Genomic DNA, 20,624 nt, shown 5'->3' on the forward strand with positions numbered 1-20,624 from the left:
CCCGAAACAACGGCTACAGTCTGTGATCAAATGGAGCCTTCTTGCTACTGTCTGACACCCATGGGAATCAATCCCGGGCCAGTCGTGGATGGTTCGGCCGTTTCACCCCTGCCTGTTCCGGCCGCCGACGTGATCCGATCGTGCCGAGGCGCCCGCTGCGGGCCTCCCGCTCCGTCGGGAAAGGAGATCGCACCGGCAATGGATCACCCCGGGCCACTCTCCGGGTACCGTCGGGGGCATGAGTCATCCGCACCCCGAGCTGAAAGCCGCACCGCCCCTTCCCGAAGGAGGGCTGCGGGTCATCGCCCTGGGCGGCCTGGGTGAGATCGGCCGCAACATGACCGTCTTCGAGCACGCGGGCAAGCTGCTCATCGTCGACTGCGGCGTGCTGTTCCCCGAGGAGACCCAGCCCGGCGTGGACGTGATCCTGCCGGACTTCACCTCGATCCGGGACCGCCTGGACGACATCGTGGGCATGGTCCTCACCCACGGCCACGAGGACCACATCGGCGGCGTGCCCTACCTGCTGCGCGAGCGGTCCGACATTCCCGTCGTCGGCTCCAAGCTGACGCTGGCGTTCCTGGAGGCCAAGCTCAAGGAACACGGCATCCGGCCGCGCACGGTGCGGGTGCGGGAGGGCGACCGGCGTGGCTTCGGGCCCTTCGACTGCGAGTTCGTGGCGGTCAACCACTCCATCCCCGACAGCCTCGCGGTCGCTGTCCGCACCCGGGCCGGGATGGTGCTGCACACCGGCGACTTCAAGATGGACCAGTTCCCTCTCGACGACCGCATCACCGATCTGCGCGCCTTCGCCCGCCTCGGCGAGGAGGGCGTGGACCTGTTCCTCACCGACTCCACCAACGCGGAAGTACCTGGCTTCACCACCTCCGAGCGTGAGCTGAACCCGGCGATCGAGCAGGTGATGCGCACCGCGCCGCGCCGGGTCATCGTCTCCAGCTTCGCCAGCCACGTACACCGCATCCAGCAGGTCCTGGACGCCGCCCACCAGCACGGCCGCAAGGTCGCCTTCGTCGGCCGGTCGATGGTCCGCAATATGGGCATCGCCCGTGACCTGGGCTATCTGAAGGTCCCCTCCGGTCTGGTCGTGAACACCAAGGAGCTGGAGAAGCTCCCGGACCACAAGATCACTCTGGTGTGCACCGGCTCCCAGGGCGAACCGATGGCCGCGCTGTCACGGATGGCCAACCGCGACCACATGATCCGCATCGGCAAGGACGACACCGTCCTGCTCGCCAGTTCCCTCATCCCCGGCAACGAGAACGCCATCTACCGGGTGATCAACGGACTCACTCGGTGGGGCGCCCACGTGGTCCACAAGGGCAACGCCAAGGTGCATGTCTCCGGGCATGCCAGCGCCGGGGAACTCGTCTACTGCTACAACATCGTCAAACCCCGCAACGTCATGCCCGTGCACGGCGAATGGCGCCACCTGCGGGCCAACGGCGACCTCGCCATCCGCACCGGTGTCGACCCCGACCGGGTCGTCATCGCCGAGGACGGCGTCGTCGTCGACCTGGTCGACGGGCGCGCGTCCATCACCGGCAAGGTCCCCGCCGGCAACGTCTACGTGGACGGCATGGAAGTCGGCGGTGCCACCGAGGCGTCCCTCAAGGACCGCCTCACCCTCGCCGCCGAAGGCGTGGTCACGGTGGTGGCGATCGTCGACGCGGACACCGGCGCCCTCGCCGAGGCCCCCGACTTCCTGGCCCGGGGCTTCGTCCACGACGAGACCACCTTCGAGCCGGTCATCCCCGTCATCGAGAAGACCCTGGCCACCGCGGCCGAGGAAGGCGTCGGGGACGCGCGCCAACTCGAACAGCTCCTCGCCCGCGCCGTCGCGAACTGGGCGTTCCGCACCCACCGCCGCAAGCCCCTCATCATCCCCGTCATCATCGACGCCTGAGCCACAGCCCGGCAGTACGGTCCCGGTTCCGGCCGCGGCCGGTGTCAGCCTGATCGAGCCGTGGAAGAGTCCAGTTCAGGACCACTTCCTCGGCTCGCCGCGCAGCGTGCGGGCGCACAGTGGCAGCCGGCTCGCACCGGGGATCCGCCCCCATCCGCTTCAGAGCAGGCTCGCTTGCCGCCCGCACCACTTCTGCGGCCGCCGTAAGGGATTCACGCCCTCCGGCGTTCGAGGTTTCGGGGGCGTACTCGCGCCCGTGGCCGCTGTGCTTGGTGCCTCCGACGGGCGCCGAGAATGCCGCGGACGTAGTTGTTGACGAACACCATCCCGATCTCCAGCCGCCTGGCCACCCGGAACGCCTCGCGCTGTCGCGGCTGTAGACCCCGGCCAGCAGTCCGTAGTCCGGTCCGTTGGCATGCCGGCCACCACGCAGGCGAAGCCGGTGCCCCGCGGACCGGCACGCGTCATTCCGGAGGAATGCGAAACTCGAATTCGGGACGGTCCCACGGCACGGCGGGCGGGTTCGCGAACGCGGTCCCGGTCCGCACCGCACCGACACGGTGGTAGAAGTCCTCGGCGGGAACATGCGAGACGACCTTGAGACGGTCGAGCCCGGCGGCACGGGCCTCGGACTGCATGTGTTCGACGAGCAGCCGTCCAATACCCCGTCCTTGCACGTCGTCGGCGACGAACAGCAGGTCGAGCTCCGGCGGAGCAAGGACGAGCGAGTAGAACCCGAGGACCCGGCCTTCATACTCGTCGGCGCCGACGGCCACGAAGGCACGGTGGGCCTCGATGTAATCAGGACTCACCCGGTAGCCCGCGACTGCGGCTGCGTACTTGCCCTCGTAGGCGCCTGAGCCGCGCACGAGCCGCGTGAGCCGTTTGGCATCCCGCGCGACGGCCCTCCGTATCGTGATCGGCTGGCTGACCGGGGAAGTGCGTGAACTCATCGGGAGAGTATTTCGCACCGGGGAGTGCCTTCGTGCGGCGGGTCGGCCGCTCGCGCAGGCGTTCCCGCACCGCTCCCGGTGACTGCTTGCCCATCGCCGACCTCGTCACCTTGAGCCTGCTCGGGCGCGAGGTTCCGGAAGTGCCGAAGGCCGCCCCGGTGGCGGTCAGCCGGATGGACTCCACGTCCGCGCCATGCCGAAATCGAGGACGCGTGGGCCGTCGTCGGCCATGATGATTTTGTCCGGCTTCAGATCCCGGTGTACGAGCCCGCAGGCGTGGACGGCTTGGAGTGCCTCGGCCAGCGCTGTGCCCCAGGAGACCTCAACTGCTCTTCCCTCATGGGACTTGACGCTCGATGAGCTCGGCGAGCGTGCGTCCGGGAATGTACGCGGTGGCCGGCCGGAGCGCCTCCGCGTCGGGATCGGCGCCCACGACCGGAGCCGTGTGGAAACCGCCGGCTCTGCGGGCAGCCTCGACCTCTGCGCGGAGCCGTTCACAAAGGCGCGGGTCGGCCGCCGGTTCGACCCCACCCCGACCGATCTCCGGTCGGCGTATCCGTCCACCAGCGTGGACGAAGACACCGCCGGCAGCTCGCGAAGCCGGCTCAGCCGCCGCGCCGCACCCGGGCCGCCTTACGGGCCTCCGCGAGCTTGCGGGCCTCGCTGCTCTTGCGCGACGGCCTGCCACCGGAGCTGTTCCTCGCGTCCTTCGTGCCGCCGAGGCCCCCGAACGGGACGTTGTGGATCTTGGGGCGCGGTACGGCAGGCCCGCCGTCGAGAGACTTACCGGAGGGAGCCTTGGCGCCGGTGATCCGGCTTAGCTCCGCCTCGCCGGACCGGACTTTGGTGACCTTGGGGACGACGTCGGCATCCGCCATGACCTGGCTCGTCTCGCGGCGCTGTCCCGACAGGACGAGTGTCACGACGGTGCCGGAGCGCCCCGCCCGGGCCGTGCGGCCCGCGCGGTGCAGATAGTCCTTCGGGTCGTTGGCCGGGTCGACGTTGACCACAAGGTCGAGGTCGTCGACGTGCAGGCCGCGTGCGGCGACGTTCGTCGACACCAGCGCCGTGATCTGCCCGTTCTTGAACTGGGCCAGGGTCCGGGTGCGCTGCGGCTGGGACTTCCCGCTGTGCAGGGCGGCGGCGGTTACGCCGTTGGCCCGCAGATGCCGGGTGAGCTGGTCGACGCCGTGCTTGGTGTCCAGGAACAGCAGGACGCGGCCGTCCCGAGCAGCGATCTCCGTGGTGACGGCGTATCGGTCCGGGCCGTGCACGACGAAGACGTGGTGCTCGATCGCGGAGACCGCGCTGGAGGAGGGATCCACGGAGTGGACGGCGGGATCGCGCAGGTAGTCCCGCACGAGCTGGTCGACGTCGTGGTCGAGGGTGGCGGAGAACAGCATGCGCTGCCCGTCGGGACGCACCTGGTCCAGGATCTCTGTGACCTGCGGCAGGAACCCCATGTCACACATCTGGTCGGCCTCGTCCAGGACCGTGATGCGCACCCGTCCCAGTCGGCATCCCTTGCGCTCGATGAGGTCGTGCAGCCGACCGGGTGTGGCGACGACGATCTCGGCGCCGTCCCGCAGGGCCGCGGCCTGCCGTCCGATGGACACTCCGCCCACCACGGTCGCGAGCCGCAGCCGCAGTGCCTCGGCGTACGGGGTGAGCGCCTCACCGACCTGCTGCGCCAGCTCCCTGGTGGGCACCAGGACGAGCGCCAGCGGCTCTTTCGGCTGCGCGCGCTGCCCGGCCGTCCGGGCGAGCATCCCCAGGCCGAAGGCGAGCGTCTTGCCGGATCCTGTGCGGCCCCGGCCCAGGACGTCCCGTCCCGCGAGCGCATTCGGCAGCGCCGCCGCCTGGATGGGGAAGGGCACAGTCACACCCTGCTCGTCGAGCGCCCGCAAAGCCGCGGCCGGCAACCCCAGCTGGGCGAAGGACGCGGCAGCCGTGGGTATTGCCGAAGTCGCGCCCGACGCCTCGGACACATCGTCCTGCTGCCGGGCATCGGCACGTGTTGATTCGCTCACAGAGAGCCTTCCTCCGAAGGGACCGTACCGAGGAAGGCGCGGCGGGGACGCGGCCGCCGACCAGAGACACTCAACGGAGCGCCGACACAGCGACACAGCAAAGGCGCAACGCTAGCACGGGGCGCACCGTCGGGGCCTCAAATGCCGCGCCGCTCAGCCGAGGAACGACAGCCGGACCTGCCTGCGGGGAGCCATGTGGTGCCCCAGGGACACGCGGCATCGACGCCCAGCGCGGCCCCCGCCATCAAGATCCGGACCAGGGGCGGACCAACTTGGCTTCTCCTCCGGCGATTTCACTTATTGCCCCAGTCTTGGGCGGGAACAGGCCTGGCCTCGCTAGAACTCCCACTCAAGAATTCCATCAGCGGTGAACACTGCGGCACACCCGTTGCGGGTCACATGAGGATCGCCGTCATATTGGGCGCCTTGAACAGATCCGGTCTCCAGCGCACCCGCCACATCAGTCCACATGTCGGTCACGCTGTGCCAGATGGGCGCCCCGAAGACGCCGTCATCCCTGCTCCAGGCCAGAACACTCCCGCGCAGATCGCCGGGCCTGTTGTCCACCACCAGCAGGTCTCCCGTCGTGTCGTCGCCGATAGGTACGAGGAGCGGATGAAATCCCCGACAAGGCTCTCCGGCAACGCCCGTGTCCTCTTCCCCGCCGGGCGGAGTGACTGAGGCGGCACGCTTGCGCTGCCACAGCATCTGCATGCGCTGGAGGCCGACGGGGATGTACAAGGGCGGCAGCAGAACGCCTGTGACTGGATTCGGCTCCGCCCCGTCGAAAAGCGACAGTTGATCCCTCACCGCATCAGGGAACGTCTGCCCCATCACGGACTGAGCCTCAGATACGTCACCCATGGCCGCCGCCGTTCGGACAGCATGTGCCGTCGAAGGGGCGTGGGCGTCCAGAGCCGATCGGATACGTGCCCAGGCAGCGGTGAGTGCCGTCGTCATGGAGCCATCCTGCTACCTCACGATGATCGTGTGCGCCATGCCGACGCCCGACATGGCGCCCACATGGGCGGCTCGGCTCCTCCAGGTGTGCGCGTCGGCCGACCAGCACTGCCGGCCCACGCCGTCGCCCATGGTCATGCGTGCCGCCTTCAGTTCCGACCCGTTCACGCAAGCGCTCGCCCATCGTACGGCGGCGGCCACGGCGGGCCGCCGCATGTCACGGTTGTGCCAGGCCTGCGGCCGGTACGGACGGGCTTCTGGCAAGGATCGACGGCCCTGGGCACGAGCGGCATCCTGCCCATGGGACGGCGGTCGCGCGTGCCCGAGGCTGCGCCACCCCGATCGCGGCTCCTGCCGAGGTCGACCGGATACAGTGCGTGAAAGGGCAGCCCGGTCAGGAGGGGAAGCGTGACCGACACCAGCGAGACCCGGCCCGTCGAGGGCGAGGCGCAGGCACCGCGGCGGAGCGGACTGCACCGCCTGATGCGCTCCCTACCCCTGATCGCCCCGGTCCTGCTGTGGACCGTGCCGTGCTGGGTGCTCCTGTACGGCGGCCAGCACTGGCCGCTGCCCGTCACGCTGGCCGGCACCGCCTTGTTCGCCCTCGGCCTGGTCGGTATGCCGCTGGCGATGGTGCGCGGCCACGGCCGGCGCCAGCAGGACCGGATGGCGATCGTCGGGGACAGCCTGCTGGGCAGCAGCTGGGTCCTGTTCACCTGGTCGGTGCTGCTGGGCATCCTCCTGCGGCTCGCCCTGACCGTGGCGGGCGTCGGCGAGAGCCAGGACCGGGCCCGAATCGTCACCTGGGCCGTCCTCGCCGTGACCGCCGTCCTGCTCGCGTGGGGGTACGCCGAGGCCCGCCGCGTGCCACGCGTGCGCCGACTCGACGTGCGACTCCCGCGGCTGGGTGCCGGGTTGGACGGGCTCCGGGTCGTCCTGATCACCGACACCCACTACGGCCCACTCGATCGCGCCCGCTGGTCGGCTCGGGTGTGCGAGACGGTGAACGCCCTGGAAGCCGACGTGGTCTGCCACACCGGCGACATCGCGGACGGCACGGCCGAACGCCGCCGCGCCCAGGCCGTCCCCCTCGGCTCCGTGAAGGCCACTCGGGCCCGTGTGTACGTCACCGGCAACCACGAGTACTACAGCGAGGCCCAGGGCTGGGTCGACCTGATGGACGAACTGGGCTGGGAGCCGCTGCGCAACCGCCATCTGCTGCTCGAACGCGGAGGCGACACCCTCGTGGTCGCCGGCGTCGACGACGTCACCGCCGAGTCCTCGGGCCTGGCCGGCCACCGCGCGCACCTCGCCGGAGCACTGGACGGCGCCGACCCCGACCTGCCCGTCCTGCTCCTGGCCCACCAGCCCAAGTTCGTCGACCGGGCGGCAGCAGCCGGCATCGACCTCCAGCTCTCCGGCCACACCCACGGCGGCCAGATCTGGCCCTTCCACCACCTGGTCCGCCTCGACCAGCCCGCCCTCGCCGGCCTCACCCACCACGGCCCCCGCACCCTCCTCTACACCAGTCGCGGCACCGGCTTCTGGGGCCCTCCGTTCCGCGTCTTCGCCCCCAGCGAGATCACCCTGCTGGTACTCCGCTCCCCGCAGCAGCCCACCGCGCCGTAGCAACGCACTGCGACGCTTCACGCAGCTCGGCGACGCGTGGCTGGTGAGCTCGCGTGGCTCGTGAGCTCGTAGCCGTCACCGCAGATGTCGGCGGCCCTGCCGGGGCCCACGGTGGCCGCCGCCACGCTCACCCCGCCGGGCGTCGCCCTTCCCGCCGCCCACTGCCAGATCCCTGCCAGGGCGGCCACGGCGAGCAGGAGCCCCACGACAAGGGCACGTAGCGGGCGTCTGCGCATGTCCACTGCCTCTTCCACGGTCCGTCGTCTCACCGCCCGGGCCTCCGGCCACGGACGCCCCCCTGAGACCGGCGCGGAGCGGACATGGTTGGGGCGGGCATTCACCGGGCGGGCGACACCGCACCTCCCCGTCGACCCCTAGTCCACGAGCGACACCCGGAGCGGCTCCCACTCCACCCGTGTCCGTGCCCCGTCCCGCGCCCAGGTGACCTCCACCCGGGAGTCGCCGGCCTGCACACCGGAAACGGCTTCCGACAGCGCGACCGGCTCCGTGGTGAGGGCGGCGAGGGACACATGGACGGTCGTGCCGCCCGAGCGGCCGGACAGGCGAGGGACCTGGGCCCATGGGGTGTAGGCCGTTCCCTGGGGGGCGCGGATCAGAGTGGGCTCCTCGTCCCAGCCGTGCAGGGCGTGCAGGGCCGAGACGAGGGATTCGTCCGGGCCGGTGGCCCAACCGGTCTGCGTGACACGGGAGTCGGCGGGCGCGCCAATGACACGGTGGATGCGGAGTTCGTACGGCCCCCGGGCCACCGTCACGCTCTCCACCCGCAGCCCGGGCACCATCGGCGGGCCGGCGGTGTAGACCGGTCGGTGCCAGGAGGCGGCCCAGCCCCAGCCGGCATCACCGCCCGCACCCAGCGGATGGACGCGGCACCGGACGCTCCCCCGGCCGCCCACCTCGACGGACAGGTGGTTGTCGGCGGCATTGCCCTTCGCCGTCGGTCCCGTGTGCGTCGAGTACGCCAGCCGCCCGTAGTGCGGATCGTCCGCGTCCGCCGAGTCGCCCTCATGAGGCCGTACATGGTCGGTGCCGTGGTTGTGCAGTCGTACGATCCCGTCGGCGCGGCTCGACTGGAGCAGCAGCCCGGGTGCCGGCAGGGCGAGGACACGGTCGGCCGACTCGACCGGCGCGAGCTCCTCGGGGGCGGTCCACAGGGGATGGTTCGGCGGGGCGAGCAGGGCGACGAAGGCCTTCGAGGCCCAGTACGGCGAGGAGGGGCCGGAGTAGGTCTGCAGGGTCGCCTCGTGCGGGCCGTACCAGCCCAGGCTCAGCAGTCCGTCCTCGGTGACGGCGCCCCGGTGAAGGAAGTGACGCAGGCTGCCGCTGATCAGGCGGCGGGAGGTGCCCGGGCTGAGCGGGGTGTGGCCGGTGACGGCGCCGAGGCCGACGGCGGCCGAGGCGGCGAAGCGGTAGGTCAGTGAGCGCCCGTAGTGCAGCGGGGCACCGTTCGCGGCGAAGAACAGGGAGAAGGCGTCGAGGTGTTCGCGCAGGCGGGCGCCGTACACGCCGTCGTCCGCGCCGGCGAGATGCGCGTCCAGGACCGGATACAGGTGCAGGGCCCAGCCGTTGTAGTGGTCGAAGGCGCGGGCGTCACCGTCGGTGTACCAGCCGTCGCCGACGTACCAGCCCTCCAGAAGGTCCCGTGCGCGCTGCCGTACGGCGGCCGTCTCGGCATCGCCGCGGCCCACCGACTCCAGGAACCCGGCGACGGTGTAGGGGAAGAGGTACCAGTTGTTCGGCGCCGGCGTGTGCCGCAGGGCCCCGCGCAGCCATTCCTCGGCGCGGTCCTGGACGTCGGCGTCGAGGTTCTTCCACAGCCAGGGCGCGGTCAGACGCAGGCCGAGCGCGATCGACCCCGACTCGACCATGGGCTGGCCCTGAACGTGGTGGTCCAGGATGAGCGGCCAGGACTCGGTGTCGTCGCGGCCGGGGGTGCGGGTGCCGGCGGTGAGTCCGCTCGCGTAGCGCTCCAGCCACCCGTGCGGGTCGGCGCCGTCCGCCCCGGCGACGCGGAAGGCGGCGGCCAGGAAGGTACGCGCATAGCCCTCCAGACCGTCGGAGCGCACGCCCGAGCGGGAGGGCCGTCCGGGCAGGTCGAGCAGCGCGCTGCCCGGGGTGCTCCAGCGCCAGGCGGCGGCCAGCAGACCGTCGGCCACCGCCTCCCAGTGGGCGCGGGTGTATCCGGTGTACGGGCTCGACTCCCGGTCCTCCGGGGGAAGTGGGAAGGGAAGGGTCATGCCGTGTACGCCAGCCTTTCGCGTCGTACGGGATGCAGGAAACCGGCGCCCGCGGCCCAGCGGGCCGTCTCGGCGACGGCGAGTTCGGCCAGGCGGCCCCATTCATTGCCCTGGGAGCCGGCCAGGTGCGGGGTGATGAGTACGTTGTCGCAGTCCCACAACGGATGTTCGGGCGGCAGGACTTCGGGGTCGGTGACGTCGAGGACGGCACGGATGCGGCCGGCCCGGGCGGCGCCGGTGAGGGCGTCCTGGTCGATGACCGCGCCGCGTGCGGTGTTGATCAGGACGGAGCCGGGGCGCATCGCGTCGATCAGGGTGCGGCTGACCAGGCCGCGGGTGGCGGGCAGCAGCGGAGTGTGCACGCTGACGGTGTCACTGCGCACGAACAGCTCCTCCAAGCCGACGCGGGTGGCGCCGAGTTCGGCGGCATCGGCGTCGGTGACGTAGGGGTCGTGCAGGAGGACGTCGAGGTCGTGGGAGCGCAGCAGCTCCATCACGCGGCGGCCGGTGAGGGAGGCGGAGAGGATGCCGACGGTACGGCGGTGGTTGCCGACGGTGCGCGGGGTGCTCAGCCAGGGGGCGCGGACCCGCGTGGCGTGGTACTCGCGGGCACGCTCCAGGACGTGTTTGCCGGTCAGCAGGATCATGGCGAGGGTGTACTCGGCGACCGGCAGGGCGTTGGCGGCGGCGGCCGAGGAGACCTCGATGCCGCGCTCCCAGCAGGCCTCGGTGATGTGCGCGCGGACGCTGCCCGCGGTGTGGACCACCGCACGCAGCCGGGGGGCCGCCGCCAGCGCGGCCGCGTCCAGCGGCGGGCAGCCCCAGCCGGTGATCAACAGGTCGGCGTCGGCGAGGATTTCGCGGGCGCGCGGGGTGGTGAGGTCGTCGAGCGCCGGGGGTGGGGCGAGGTCGCAGATCGCGGCGAGGGCTTCGAGGGACTCGGGGTCGAGGACGGCCGCGGCCGCGTCCCGGGACATGGCGAGGGCGGCGCGCGGACGGAACGTCGAGTCGGTCATGGGGGTGCGTGAACTCCTCAGCGAGCCGGACTACTTGACGGAGCCCGCCGTCAGTCCGCTGCGCCAGAAGCGCTGCAGCAGGACGAAGGCGAGGATGAGCGGGAGGACGGCCAGCAGGGAGCCCATGATCACCACCGGGTAGTAGTCGGGCTCGACGGTGGCCTGACTGTTCCACGTGTACAGGCCGAGGCTGACGGGATACAGGTCCTGGTTGGAGAGCATCACCATGGGGAGGAAGAAGTTGTTCCAGATGGCGGTGAGCTGGAAGAGAAAGACGGTCACCAGGCCGGGACCGAGCATGCGCAGCGCCACCCGGGCGTACGTGGTCAGCTCCCCCGCACCGTCGATGCGTGCGGCCTCCAGGACCTCGTCGGGGACGTAGCCCTGGCTGAAGATGCGGCCGAGGTAGACGCCGAAGGGATTGAACAGGACCGGGATGAACACCGCCCAGAAGGTGTTGACGAGCCCGGTGCCGGAGGCCATCAGGTACAGCGGCAGGGCGAGGACGGTCTGCGGGACCATGACGGCCGCCAGGACCAGCCCGAACAGCTTCTCCTTGTGCCGGAAGCGGTACTTGTCGAAGGCGTAGCCGCAGGCCACGCTCACCAGAGCGCCCAGCGCTGCGCCGAGGACGGCGTACAGCAGGCTGTTGAGGTACCAGCGGCCGTACTGGCCGCCGTCCATGGCGAACAGGTCGTACAGGTTCTGGCCGAAGGAGAAGTCCTTCAGGGACAGGATGTTGCTGCCGAACAACGCGTCGCGGGTCTTGCCGGCGGCGAGCACCAGCCAGAGCACGGGCAGCAGGGTGTAGAGGACGGAGAGGGCGACCACGACGTTGACGGTGGCCCGGCCCAGCATCCTCGGACGCAGCAGGGTGGTGTCGGCGGCGCTCATCGGGCCTCCTCCGTGCGGTCGAGCCGGCTGGTCCAGCGGGTGACGGCGTAGGACAGGGCGATGGTGCACAGCAGCAGGACGACCGAGGCGGCGGCGGCCAGGCTGTAGTTGTTGCGGGTGAAGGCGGCGTCGTAGATGTACATGCTCGGCGAGAAGCGGGAGCTGATCATCGGGGAGGACTGGCTGAGCAGCATCGGCTCGGTGAACAGCTGCAGGCCCCAGATCAGGGTGAACATGGCGACCATGACCACCGAGGCGCGCACCAGCGGGGTCTTGACCTGCAGTGCCGTGCGCACGGGTCCCGCGCCGTCGACGACGGACGCCTCGATCACCTCGCGGGGCACGGCCTGCAGGGCGGCGTAGAAGACCACCATGTTGTAGCCGAGGTTGCTCCACAGGGCAATGTTCACGATCGACGGGAGCACGGTGTGCAGCCCCAGGAAGTCGACCGTGATGTCGGCCTTGGCGAACAGTTCGACGACCGGGCTGATGCCGGGCGTGTACAGGTAGAGCCAGATCAGGGCGGCGATGATGCCGGGCACGGCGTGCGGCAGGAACAGGCCGAGCTGGGCCGAGGCCCGCAGCCGTACGACGCCGGAGTCCAGCAGCAGCGCCAGGACCAGGGAGCCGATCACCATGAGCGGGATGTAGATCAGGCAGTACAGGGCGACCGTGCCGAGCCCGGACAGGAACGTCGGGTCGGTCAGGACGGCCGTGTAGCTGCGGAACCCGACGAAGATGGTGCGGGCGGTGCCGAAGCCGAGGCCCGGGTGGTCGTCGCCGTAGAAGCTGAGGTAGACGGCGGTGCCGACGGGGATCAGGAAGACGGTCACCAGCAGGGCGAAGAAGGGCGCCATCAGGACGCCACAGGCACCGAGTTGACGGCGCCGGGCCGCCTTGCGGGTGCGGTGGGCGGGGGCCGGCGCGGTGCCGGGGAGTGCGGCGGGCGGGGCGTGCTGGGTGGTCGCGGCCACGGGGTTCACCTGCCTTTCGGGCGGCTCAGGTGGGTGCGGGATGCCTTGCCGGTCGCTCGGATCCGGGCGGTGTGCCTTGTCGGTCGCTCAGGTGGTGTGCTGGGTGGTGGACAGGCCCAGGGCCTTCAGGTCGGGCATCGTGCCGTCCTGGGCCGCGCGCACCGCGTCGATGAGGCTGCCCTGACCGCCGCCGACGCGGGCGAAGCCGTCCTGCATCACCTTGCCGGTGGCGGTCATCCGCGGGCCCCACACCCAGCCGTCGCGGATCTTGCGGGCCTCCTGGTCGTAGAGGGTGTAGATGTCCTGTCCGCCGTAGTACGAGCGGTCGAAGGCCTTGCGGTCGACGGGGACCAGGCCGGGCACCGCCGGGTACTGGCTGCTCGCGCCGCTGGAGAGCCGGGCGCGCAGGGCGTCCGGGTGGGAGACCTGCCACTCGATGAACTCCATGGCGGCCTCGGGGTGCCGGCTGTCCTTGGTGACGGCGAAGGTGGAGCCGCCGTGGGTGCCGATGGCCGGGTGGCTCTCGTCCCACTGCGGCAGCGGCGCGATCCGCCACTTGCCCTTCAGTCCGGGCTGCGCCTTCATCTGCGCGCCGGCGTCCCAGGCGCCGGTGAGCCGGGTCAGCACCAGCCCATCGGCGACCTGCGCGTCGTACTGGCGGCTGTCCATGGCGTTGACGAACACGACGTCCTCGTCCATGAGTCTCTGCCAGTACGACGCCACACGCCGGGTGGGCGCGTCGGCGAGGGAGACGTTCCAGGCACCGTGGGACGTGTCGAACCACTGGGCCCCGGCCTGCCAGCAGTACGCCGCGAAAGGGGTGGCGAGGCTGTCGGTGGGGAACAGCGCCAGCCGGCGTTCGGGCGCCTTGCGTTTGACCGTGTGCGCGAGTTCGGCGAACTCGTCCCAGGTGCGCGGGACATGGAGGCCGTACCGCTCGAACAGGTCGGTGCGGTAGTGCATGACCATCGGCTCGACGTCCAGCGGGACGCTGAAGGTGCGGCCCTGGAAGGTGGTGAGGCCGAGGGCCTGCGGCAGGAGCTTGGCCTTGAGGGTGTCGCTGATCATGCCGCTGATGTCGCGGGCGACGCCGTCGATGGCGAAGCCGGGTATCTGCGGGTACTCGATGGTGGCCACGTCCGGCGCGTTGCCGGCCCGGGCGGCGTTGGAGAGCTTGGCGTAGCCGCCCTGGGTGCCGGACGGGATCTGCTGGAAGTCGACCTGGACACGGTCGTGGGTGCGGTTGAACGCGTCCACCACCTGCTGGCTGCCCCGCAGGGCGGACCAGAAGGTGATGCGCGTGGTCCCGCTGGTGCTGCCCGCCGAGGTGGCGCCCTGTCCGCTGCAGGCGCTCACGGCACCGGTCAGCGGCAGGGCGGCCATCGCGGCGAGCACGGATCGACGGCTGCGTCGACCAGGCATCGGGCCTCCCGAGGCTCCTGCGTGCCCGGGTGGGCACGACCTGTTCGAGTCACCGGAATCCTCCGTGGCCCACGAGAAACGGTCAATAGATCGATCAGAAGAAAATAAAGCGGTCAAACGCTCATCCGGCGGAGTACGGCTCGACGCGGCCCCCGTGTCACAGGGCCCGCGTCGAACCGCGCACCATGAGGGTCGGCAGCAGTTCGACGCGCTGCACCGAGCGCGTCCCCTCTCCGCGGGTGGCGTCCAGGCGCCGCAGCAGCAGCTCCGCGGCCACCCGGCCGACCTCGCCCTTGGGCGGTGACACCGCCGTCAGCGGCGGGCTGCCCAGACCGGCCACCACGTCGTCGTAGGCGACGACCGAGCAGTCCTCGGGGACGCGCACACCGTTCTCGGCGAGCTGCTGCACCAGCATCAGCGCGTCCACGTCGCCGTGCAGGACGGCGGCCGTCGCGCCCGCCTTGCGCAACAGCGCGGCCAGGTCCGTCACATCGGTGGGCTGCTGGCCGAGGGCGCCGCGGGAGGAACTCAGCGCCCAGGCCCACTCCTCTACCAGGGGGTGATCGCCGGCGATCTCGGTGAGCGCGGCGCGCAGGGTGCGGGCGGTGGGGCTGTCGTCGCGGGTCGCGAGGACCAGGCGCCGGTGGCCGAGGCCGACCAGGTGCTCGACGGCGAGGTGGGCGCCGTACCAGTGATCGGAGCAGACCGAGTCCATGGCGTGCAGGGCGCTGCCCTTCGGCGGGCGGCGCTCCATCAGCACGGTCGGCACGTCCAGCGCGGCGAGCCAGCGGTAGTCGTCCTCCTCCGCCGCGGGGCTGCGCCAGCGGGGCGCGAGCAGCACCGCGCGGGCCCCGTCGGCGAGCGCCCGCTCCACCTGGGGGCGTTCGGCGCCGGGCACTTGCGGGGCGATGTGCAGGGCGACCCGCAGACCGGCGGCGTCCAGGACGGTGCGGGCGCCGTGCAGGGTCTCGTAGAGGTAGGAGTGGCGCTCGGGCACCACCACGGCCACGGTGTCGCCCTCACCGGCGGCGCGCTCGGGCAGCTCCTGGGCGGGCAGGGTGGAGCGGACCACACCGTGGCCGCGCCTCAGCCTGCCCTCGCGGGTCAGCTCCTCGACGTCCCGGCGGACGGTCACCACCGACACCTGCAGTTCGGCGGCGAGGTCGGCGACCCGTGCCGTACCGCGTGCCTGCACCGCGGCGAGGATCCGCCGCCGCCTGAGATCGACCGGCTCACGCATACGGCCTCCGCCCCGGGAATGTTCGTTTGAGCGATCCGGCCACCATCATACGATCACCCGCGCCGGCCACCCTCCCTGGAGTGGATATCCGCTTGCCCGTCCGCCCCCCGCCCGCGAGGCTCGACGGATGCGACAACAAAGACCAGAGACACAACCACGACAAGGGAGCGGCACTTGAAGGTCGCGTTCTTCGGGGACGTGCACGGATGCGTGCTGCACGCACTGGGCGCCGCGGTGCTGATGCAGAAGCGGCGCGGGATCCGGCTCGACGCGCTGATCCAGGTCGGCGACCTGGGCGCGTTTCCCGCGCCGGAACGGTGGGACGAGGCCAGTCGGCGGTTCGGCGCGGACCAGCCGGCGCAGAGCGACTTCTTCCGGCTGCTCGATCCATCACCCCGACTGGCCGACGCGGTACGCCGGGCGCTGGACCAGGTTCCCGCGTTCCACTTCGTCAGCGGCAACCACGAGGACCACGAGTGGCTCGCCGCCCTGCACCACGACAGCCTGTCGACCATGACTCCGGTGGACCCGCTCGGCGCCTACCACCATGTCGCCTGCGGCAATGTCGTCGAGATCGCCGGACTGCGCACCGCCTTCCTCGGACTGATCGAGTCGGAGGCGATGGACTTCGACTCCGACGCGTACGCCCTGCTGATGGACGCCGAACCGGGCAGCGTGGACCTCCTGATCACCCACGACGGCCCCTACGGCATGTCCGAGTGGCGCGGCACCGTCCAGGGCTCCCCCAAGCTGACCCGGCTCATCGAGCATCTACGGCCGCCCCTGCACGTCAGCGGCCACTACCACCACCCCAACGGGCCGCGCATGTACGGCCCGACGACCTCGTACGCCCTCGCCCAGCTGGTGCGCCCGAAGGCCGACGGCAGAAGCGGTGCGCCGATCAACCCGCGGCAGCAGGTCACCCCCGGGAGCATCGGTCTGCTCGACACCGACACCCGCCGCTTCGAGTACGTCCACGACCCGTGGCTCGCCGACATCAGCGGCGACGACCTCGGCCTGGACGCCTTGGTCACCGCTCGCTGAACACCTGAGGTCAGCCGTCCTTGCCCATCGCCTTGCGGACGGCGTCGCGGGTGCGGTCGATGACCGCGGCGACGGGGCCCGGGGTGAGGTTCCTCGCCGCGGACTCGGTGCCAGGGTGCGCGTGGGTCGGAGCCATGGCCTCGGCGGCGCGCAGCACCGTCGCCCCCGGGCCGACCAGTGACTCGTAAGAAGTCCTCCAGGACGCCGGGACCTCCGCCGACTGCCGTTTGACCTCCGTAACGGGTCGGTGCCGGGTACCCACCGCCGTCGCCCTCACCGTGCGGATGGCGCCTCGGGGCGACTTTGGGACACCGCGGTCCTCACTCGACGCTCTGCTGGGTCCAGGTCCAGGCGTACTGCAGCCAGTCCGCCAGGGTCACCGCGCCCAGGCCCGCGCAGACCAGCCGGGTGGCCCGGGGGACGGTGGTGTACCCGCAGACCAGGGCGCCGGCCGCCCAGACCGAGACGCAGAACGGGCAGGACACCAGGTCGCCCACGGCCCGGCGCACCCCCTTGCCGCGCGGCTCGTCCATGACCTCCGCGGCCTCGCCGTCCCCCTTGCGCTCGGTGAACGGTGCCCGCACAAAGCTGGTGATCTTGTCGTTGGCCAGCAGCCTGGAGGCCTTGTAGGTGGCCGCTCCCATCAGGGCGACGTCCCACGGAGGCACGTCCCGGGGCGGCCGTACGCCGCGTGCCCGTACCGCAGCGGTGAAGGCCGCGAGGCCCGTCGCGAAGGTGCCGGCGAGCACGGCGTACCCCGTCAGGGGGGTGTCGTCCTGGTCGTCGTAGCGTGCGGTGTCGGCAGCAGTCATGGCGCCCTCTCCGGCGGTTCCGATGGGCCGTACCGGGTTTCCCGATACGGCCGCCGGAATCGTCTGTGAGAAGGGGTTCAGCCGATCTCGACCAGCAGGTCGCCGCCCTCCACCTGCTGGATCCGGTTGATGGCGAGGCGGGTCACGCGGCCCGCCCTGGTGGCGGTGATCGCGGCCTCCATCTTCATCGCCTCGATGGTGGCCACGGTCGCCCCGGCGTCCACCTCGTCGCCCTCGACGACCGCGAGGGTGACCACACCGGCGAACGGCGCGGCGACATGGCCGGCGTTGCCCCGGTCGGCCTTCTCGGTGACCGGGATGTCGGAGGCGGCGGCCGTGTCCCGCACCTGGATCGGGCGGAGCTGGCCGTTCAGGGTCGACATCACCGTGCGCATACCGCGCTCGTCGGCCTCGCCGACCGCCTCCAGCTCGATCAGGAGCCGCACGCCGGGTTCCAGGTCGACGGAGTACTCCTTGCCCGGGCGCAGGCCGTAGAAGAAGTCCTTGCTGTCCAGGACGCTGGTGTCGCCGTAGGCGGCGCGGTGGGCCTCGTACTCGCGGGTCGGACCGGGGAACAGGAGGCGGTTGAGGGTGGCGCGGGGCTCCTTGGCCAGGCCCTCGCGGTCTTCCGGCGTCAGCTGCTGCACGGGCTTGGCCGGGCCGCGCCCCTCGAGCGCCTTGCTGCGGAACGGCTCGGGCCAGCCGCCGGGCGGGGTGCCCAGCTCACCGCGCAGGAAGCCGATGACCGAGTCGGGGATGTCGTAGCGGTTGGGGGCCGCCTCGAAGTCCTCGGGGGTGACCCCGGCGCCGACCAGGTGCAGCGCGAGGTCGCCGACCACCTTGGAGGACGGGGTGACCTTGACCAGCCGGCCCAGGATGCGGTCGGCGGCCGCGTACAGGTCCTCGATGTCCTCGAAGCGGTCGCCGAGGCCCAGCGCGACGGCCTGGGTGCGCAGGTTGGAGAGCTGCCCGCCCGGGATCTCGTGGTGGTAGACGCGCCCGGTCGGGGAGGCGAGGCCCGCCTCGAAGGGGGCGTAGACCTTACGGACGCTCTCCCAGTACGGCTCCAGGTCGCCGACCGCCTGCAGGTCCAGGCCGGTGGGCCGGTCGGAGTGGTCGGTCGCGGCGACGATCGCCGACAGGGAGGGCTGGGAGGTCGTACCGGCCATGGACGCGACCGCGCCGTCCACGGCGTCCGCGCCCGCCTGGATCGCGGCGAGGTAGGTGCCGAGCTGGCCGCCCGCCGTGTCGTGGGTGTGCAGGTGCACCGGCAGGTCGAACTCGCGGCGCAGCGCCGAGACGAGCTTGGCGGCGGCCGGGGCGCGCAGCAGGCCGGCCATGTCCTTGACCGCCAGGACATGGGCGCCGGCCTCGACGATCTGCTCGGCGAGGCGCAGGTAGTAGTCGAGCGTGTACAGGCGCTCGTTGGGGTCGGACAGGTCCGAGGTGTAGCAGAGGGCGACCTCGGCGATCGCGGTGCCGGTCTCGCGCACGGCGTCGATGGCGGGGCGCATCTGGCCGACGTCGTTGAGGGCGTCGAAGATGCGGAAGATGTCGATGCCGGTGGCGGCGGCCTCCTGTACGAAGGCGTCGGTCACCTCGGTCGGGTACGGGGTGTAGCCGACGGTGTTGCGGCCGCGCAGCAGCATCTGCAGACAGATGTTCGGCACGGCCTCGCGCAGGGCGGCCAGCCGCTCCCAGGGGTCCTCGGCGAGGAAGCGCAGGGCGACGTCGTAGGTGGCACCGCCCCAGCACTCCAGGGAGAGAAGCTCGGGCAGGGTGCGGGCGACGACGGGCGCCACGGCGAGCAGGTCCTTGGTGCGCACCCGGGTGGCGAGCAGGGACTGGTGGGCGTCGCGGAAGGTGGTGTCGGTGATGCCGATGGTCGGCGACTCGCGCAGCCAGCGGGCGAAGCCCTCCGGGCCGAGTTCGACGAGATTCTGCCGGGAGCCCGCGCGCGGCTCGCCCTCGGGCAGCGGGGGCAGCTTGGTGACCGGCTCGATCAGCTCGGGGCGCTCGCCGTGCGGCTTGTTGACCGTGACGTCGGCGAGGTAGGTCAGCAGCTTGGTGCCCCGGTCGGCCGAGGAACGCGCCGTCAGCAGATGCGGGCGCTCCTCGATGAACGAGGTCGTCACCCGTCCCGCCTGGAAGTCCGGGTCGTCCAACACCGCTTGCAGGAAGGGGATGTTGGTGGCCACACCCCGGATACGGAACTCGGCGACGGCCCGCCGGGCCCGCCCGACGGCGGCCTTGAAGTCCCGGCCCCGGCAGGTGAGTTTCACCAGCATGGAGTCGAAGTGCGCGCTGATCTCCGTACCGGCGTGGGTGGTTCCGCCGTCCAGACGGATGCCGGAGCCGCCGGGCGAGCGGTAGGCGCTGATCCGGCCGGTGTCCGGGCGGAAGCCGTTGGCGGGGTCCTCGGTGGTGATACGGCACTGCAGGGCCGCGCCGTGCAGCTTCACCGTCTCCTGGGACAGACCGAGGTCGGCGAGGGTCTGGCCGGAGGCGATGCGCAGCTGGGCCTGGACCAGGTCGACGTCGGTGACCTCCTCGGTGACCGTGTGCTCGACCTGGATACGCGGGTTCATCTCGATGAAGACGTGGTTGCCGTCCCGGTCGAGCAGGAACTCGACGGTGCCGGCGTTGCGGTAGCCGATCTCGCGGGCGAAGCGGACGGCGTCGGCGCAGATGCGGTCGCGCAGGGCCGGGTCCAGGTTGGGCGCCGGGGCCAGCTCGATGACCTTCTGGTGACGCCGCTGGAGGGAACAGTCGCGCTCGAAGAGGTGGATGACATTGCCCTCGCCGTCGGCGAGGATCTGCACCTCGATGTGGCGGGGGTCGACGACCGCCTTCTCCAGGAAGACGGTCGGGTCGCCGAACGCGGACGCGGCCTCACGGGAGGCGGCCTCGATGGACTCGCGCAACGCGGCCGGGTCCTCGACCCGGCGCATGCCACGCCCGCCACCGCCGGCGACGGCCTTCACGAACACCGGGAAGCCGATCTCCTCGGCCGCGCCCACCAGTTCGTCGACGTCGTTGGAGGGCTGGGAGGAGCCGAGCACCGGGACGCCGGCCGCGCGGGCGGCGGCCACGGCACGGGCCTTGTTGCCGGTCAGCTCCAGGATCTGCGCGCTGGGCCCGACGAAGGTGATGCCCGCGTCCTCGCAGGCCTTGGCCAGCTCGGGGTTCTCCGACAGGAAGCCGTAGCCGGGGTAAACGGCGTCGGCGCCGGCCTTGCGGGCCGCGCGGACGATCTCCTCCACCGACAGATAGGCCCGTACGGGATGGCCGGGCTGGCCGATCTCGTACGCCTCGTCGGCTTTCAGCCGGTGCAGCGAGTTGCGGTCCTCGTGCGGGAAGACGGCGACCGTCCGGGCACCCAGCTCGTAGCCGGCACGGAATGCCCTGATCGCGATCTCACCACGGTTGGCGACCAGCACCTTGCGGAACATCGCCGCTCCCTTCAGCCTG

The 20,624-nt window shown here is 71.3% G+C and carries 17 protein-coding genes and 1 pseudogene; 3 read left to right on the plus strand and 15 right to left on the minus strand.

Going from position 1 to position 20,624, the window contains the following annotated elements; all coding sequences use genetic code 11:
- Positions 1–238 precede the first annotated feature (238 nt).
- A complete protein-coding gene (locus ABZ453_RS04265; RefSeq protein WP_359011393.1) occupies positions 239–1,924 on the plus strand; it encodes a ribonuclease J in 1,686 nt (561 codons plus the stop codon).
- Positions 1,925–2,388: 464 nt separating this feature from the next.
- On the opposite strand, the gene ABZ453_RS04270 is transcribed toward ABZ453_RS04265, so the two are convergent.
- From ABZ453_RS04270 to ABZ453_RS04290, 5 genes are all read right to left on the minus strand, one after another.
- Positions 2,389–2,877 (minus strand): GNAT family N-acetyltransferase, encoded by a 489-nt coding sequence (locus ABZ453_RS04270; protein WP_359011395.1) that lies wholly within the window; start codon positions 2,875–2,877, stop codon positions 2,389–2,391.
- 165 nt (positions 2,878–3,042) lie between these two features.
- Entirely contained in the window at positions 3,043–3,459 is a 417-nt protein-coding gene (locus ABZ453_RS04275) for a hypothetical protein (protein ID WP_359011397.1), read from the minus strand.
- Positions 3,460–3,482: 23 nt separating this feature from the next.
- Positions 3,483–4,907, minus strand: a complete 1,425-nt coding sequence (locus tag ABZ453_RS04280; protein ID WP_359011399.1) for a DEAD/DEAH box helicase — start codon at positions 4,905–4,907, stop codon at positions 3,483–3,485.
- Between the two features lie 336 nt (positions 4,908–5,243).
- On the minus strand, positions 5,244–5,867 hold the full coding sequence (locus ABZ453_RS04285; RefSeq protein ID WP_359011401.1) for an SMI1/KNR4 family protein: 624 nt from the start codon (positions 5,865–5,867) through the stop codon (positions 5,244–5,246).
- 12 nt (positions 5,868–5,879) lie between these two features.
- Positions 5,880–6,035, minus strand: coding sequence for a hypothetical protein (locus tag ABZ453_RS04290; protein ID WP_359011403.1), 156 nt, complete (start codon positions 6,033–6,035; stop codon positions 5,880–5,882).
- A 240-nt stretch (positions 6,036–6,275) separates the two neighbouring features.
- Here ABZ453_RS04290 and ABZ453_RS04295 point away from each other — a divergent pair, with 240 nt between their 5' ends.
- Entirely contained in the window at positions 6,276–7,496 is a 1,221-nt protein-coding gene (locus tag ABZ453_RS04295; RefSeq protein ID WP_359011405.1) for a metallophosphoesterase, read from the plus strand.
- Positions 7,497–7,513: 17 nt separating this feature from the next.
- On the opposite strand, the gene ABZ453_RS04300 is transcribed toward ABZ453_RS04295, so the two are convergent.
- The 7 genes from ABZ453_RS04300 to ABZ453_RS04330 all read right to left on the minus strand — a co-directional run bounded on the left by ABZ453_RS04300 (position 7,514) and on the right by ABZ453_RS04330 (position 15,297).
- Complete coding sequence (locus ABZ453_RS04300) at positions 7,514–7,732, minus strand: hypothetical protein (protein WP_359011407.1); 219 nt, start codon at positions 7,730–7,732, stop codon at positions 7,514–7,516.
- 138 nt (positions 7,733–7,870) lie between these two features.
- Entirely contained in the window at positions 7,871–9,751 is a 1,881-nt protein-coding gene (locus tag ABZ453_RS04305) for a DUF2264 domain-containing protein (RefSeq protein ID WP_359011409.1), read from the minus strand.
- The gene (locus tag ABZ453_RS04310) at positions 9,748–10,767 is read right to left on the minus strand and encodes a hydroxyacid dehydrogenase (RefSeq protein ID WP_359011411.1); all 1,020 of its coding nucleotides are present in this window, start codon (positions 10,765–10,767) and stop codon (positions 9,748–9,750) included. Before ABZ453_RS04310 ends, ABZ453_RS04305 begins: the two co-directional genes overlap by 4 nt.
- A 30-nt stretch (positions 10,768–10,797) precedes the next feature.
- Positions 10,798–11,661, minus strand: a complete 864-nt coding sequence (locus tag ABZ453_RS04315; protein WP_359011413.1) for a carbohydrate ABC transporter permease — start codon at positions 11,659–11,661, stop codon at positions 10,798–10,800.
- Complete coding sequence (locus ABZ453_RS04320) at positions 11,658–12,635, minus strand: sugar ABC transporter permease (RefSeq protein ID WP_359011415.1); 978 nt, start codon at positions 12,633–12,635, stop codon at positions 11,658–11,660. The genes ABZ453_RS04315 and ABZ453_RS04320 overlap by 4 nt, the downstream gene beginning before the upstream one ends.
- 87 nt (positions 12,636–12,722) lie before the next feature.
- Complete coding sequence (locus ABZ453_RS04325) at positions 12,723–14,057, minus strand: sugar ABC transporter substrate-binding protein (protein WP_359011417.1); 1,335 nt, start codon at positions 14,055–14,057, stop codon at positions 12,723–12,725.
- Positions 14,058–14,214: 157 nt separating this feature from the next.
- The gene (locus tag ABZ453_RS04330; protein WP_359011419.1) at positions 14,215–15,297 is read right to left on the minus strand and encodes a substrate-binding domain-containing protein; all 1,083 of its coding nucleotides are present in this window, start codon (positions 15,295–15,297) and stop codon (positions 14,215–14,217) included.
- A 174-nt stretch (positions 15,298–15,471) separates the two neighbouring features.
- Here ABZ453_RS04330 and ABZ453_RS04335 point away from each other — a divergent pair, with 174 nt between their 5' ends.
- Complete coding sequence (locus tag ABZ453_RS04335; protein ID WP_359011421.1) at positions 15,472–16,341, plus strand: metallophosphoesterase; 870 nt, start codon at positions 15,472–15,474, stop codon at positions 16,339–16,341.
- A 10-nt stretch (positions 16,342–16,351) separates the two neighbouring features.
- Here ABZ453_RS04335 and ABZ453_RS04340 read toward each other — a convergent pair.
- The 3 genes and pseudogenes from ABZ453_RS04340 to ABZ453_RS04350 all read right to left on the minus strand — a co-directional run.
- A pseudogene (locus ABZ453_RS04340) lies at positions 16,352–16,495 on the minus strand (hemerythrin domain-containing protein); the annotation flags it as partial.
- Positions 16,496–16,661: 166 nt separating this feature from the next.
- The gene (locus ABZ453_RS04345; RefSeq protein WP_359011423.1) at positions 16,662–17,153 is read right to left on the minus strand and encodes a DUF1360 domain-containing protein; all 492 of its coding nucleotides are present in this window, start codon (positions 17,151–17,153) and stop codon (positions 16,662–16,664) included.
- Between the two features lie 77 nt (positions 17,154–17,230).
- A complete protein-coding gene (locus tag ABZ453_RS04350; protein ID WP_359011758.1) occupies positions 17,231–20,605 on the minus strand; it encodes a pyruvate carboxylase in 3,375 nt (1,124 codons plus the stop codon).
- Between the last annotated feature and the right edge of the window lie 19 nt (positions 20,606–20,624).

Origin of the sequence: Streptomyces sp. NPDC005799, from assembly GCF_040630525.1 — a bacterium.
Lineage (GTDB): Bacteria > Actinomycetota > Actinomycetes > Streptomycetales > Streptomycetaceae > Streptomyces > Streptomyces griseorubiginosus_B.

Bases quoted from the DNA above. Each gene is read 5' to 3' on its own strand.
- ABZ453_RS04300 (WP_359011407.1), bottom strand. From the start codon at position 7,732: ATGCGCAGACGCCCGCTACGTGCCCTTGTCGTGGGGCTCCTGCTCGCC.
- ABZ453_RS04270 (WP_359011395.1), bottom strand. From the start codon at position 2,877: ATGAGTTCACGCACTTCCCCGGTCAGCCAGCCGATCACGATACGGAGG.
- ABZ453_RS04305 (WP_359011409.1), bottom strand. From the start codon at position 9,751: ATGACCCTTCCCTTCCCACTTCCCCCGGAGGACCGGGAGTCGAGCCCG.
- ABZ453_RS04265 (WP_359011393.1), top strand. From the start codon at position 239: ATGAGTCATCCGCACCCCGAGCTGAAAGCCGCACCGCCCCTTCCCGAA.
- ABZ453_RS04330 (WP_359011419.1), bottom strand. From the start codon at position 15,297: ATGCGTGAGCCGGTCGATCTCAGGCGGCGGCGGATCCTCGCCGCGGTG.
- ABZ453_RS04315 (WP_359011413.1), bottom strand. From the start codon at position 11,661: ATGAGCGCCGCCGACACCACCCTGCTGCGTCCGAGGATGCTGGGCCGG.
- ABZ453_RS04345 (WP_359011423.1), bottom strand. From the start codon at position 17,153: ATGACTGCTGCCGACACCGCACGCTACGACGACCAGGACGACACCCCC.
- ABZ453_RS04350 (WP_359011758.1), bottom strand. From the start codon at position 20,605: ATGTTCCGCAAGGTGCTGGTCGCCAACCGTGGTGAGATCGCGATCAGG.
- ABZ453_RS04310 (WP_359011411.1), bottom strand. From the start codon at position 10,767: ATGACCGACTCGACGTTCCGTCCGCGCGCCGCCCTCGCCATGTCCCGG.
- ABZ453_RS04325 (WP_359011417.1), bottom strand. From the start codon at position 14,057: ATGCCTGGTCGACGCAGCCGTCGATCCGTGCTCGCCGCGATGGCCGCC.
- ABZ453_RS04285 (WP_359011401.1), bottom strand. From the start codon at position 5,867: ATGACGACGGCACTCACCGCTGCCTGGGCACGTATCCGATCGGCTCTG.